At 34.5% G+C, this 1,361-nt stretch carries 2 protein-coding genes; both read left to right on the plus strand.

Features of this window, described 5'->3' with window-relative positions; translation table 11 throughout:
- Positions 1-220: 220 nt before the first annotated feature.
- The gene (locus tag V7659_RS27835) at positions 221-991 is read left to right on the plus strand and encodes a spermidine synthase (RefSeq protein WP_335543309.1); all 771 of its coding nucleotides are present in this window, start codon (positions 221-223) and stop codon (positions 989-991) included.
- Between the two features lie 183 nt (positions 992-1,174).
- Positions 1,175-1,330 (plus strand): hypothetical protein, encoded by a 156-nt coding sequence (locus V7659_RS27840; protein WP_186328680.1) that lies wholly within the window; start codon positions 1,175-1,177, stop codon positions 1,328-1,330.
- Positions 1,331-1,361 lie beyond the last annotated feature (31 nt).

Below are 1,361 nucleotides of genomic sequence, written 5' to 3' on the forward strand. Positions count from 1 at the left end.
CGCCAATGCCTAATTTATTAAGGTTTTTTAGACTTTTAAAATAATGCAGAGTTTGGGAAATTTAAATTTCTTTTTTCGACTTTTTATCCTTTTCCCACAGGAAATATTTCAAATCTCCCATTTCATTACCTCACAATAAATTGCAGTCCTATGCTTTTTATTCACTCAACTACCAGTCCAAATGAATACTCTGAAGTAAACAATTATAGGAGGTGAAGTTTTGAATACAATTAATAGCAATGAAGATTTTTTTGAAAGATATATTTCCCTGAACGGTTCGACAATAGTTTATAAGACTTTAAGCTCTTATCAAAATATTTACGTTACCGAGCGGACGAAATACGAAGGATCACAAGGAAAATTTCGAATGCTTCAATTTTCTTTCGATGGTATCCAGGGTGTAATAAATTTGGAACAGCCACACGCCTTAGCCGCGTCATATAGTCGGATCACAGTGGACCTAATTAATCACTATGCATCTGATTTTAACAAAGGATTTATAATTGGTCACGGGATTGGAACCGTCAGCTCATTTTATTCCCATAAACATATCGTAACAGCAGAGATTGACCCGATCGTTGTCGAAGTATCAAAAAAGTATTTTGGACATACAGGAAAGAACGTGTTAGTCGGTGATGGACAAGCGCTCTTAAAAAATCTGGGGTCACAATCTCAGGATATGATTTTTTTGGACGCGTACAGCAGCAGTGAAATTCCATCTCACCTAACATCAAAAGAGTTTTTTAATCTTACCAATGAAAAGCTGTCAGACCCAGGAATTCTAATCATAAATTATATTGGGATGATAAAAAATGATAAATTTTTGCATACGTTACACGCGAGGATTTCAGGAATCTTTCCTTATCTAAAAGTGTTTGCTACAAATTCTAAGAAAAAAACCAAACAAAATTTATTTTTAGTGGCAAGTCGTCGGTTTCTGGAAGACTATTTACCTCAAGAAGCAACCCCTATCCAGATTAACGGTAAATAATTTAAAAACCATTTTATTAAGGATCTTCTTAGCAAGCCTAGGAGGGTCTTTAATTTACAAATTTGAGTAGCCCTTTTTTTAATTTTCTAGATATTCGTTTATGCTTGTCCGTTATTCTTACATACTATATTTACTGTAAGAGGCCTCTTATAGAACAGTTTATATAAAAAGGGGGGAAAATAAATGACTATGGAACCGGGTCTGTTAGAATGCTTAGGAGCAGTTCTTATCATTATTCTAGGTGCTGTTGCCTTGCTTCTTGCTAATTTACTTGGAGTACCTGATGCTACTAAGGAAGCTGTTGCAGATGCAATTTGTGAAGCTGCCGAAAATTGTTAATCCTTTTCTAACTGACGATTAACAATTAAAA

The sequence above is a fragment of the Neobacillus drentensis genome (assembly GCF_036966985.1).
GTDB lineage: Bacteria > Bacillota > Bacilli > Bacillales > Cytobacillaceae > Neobacillus > Neobacillus drentensis_E.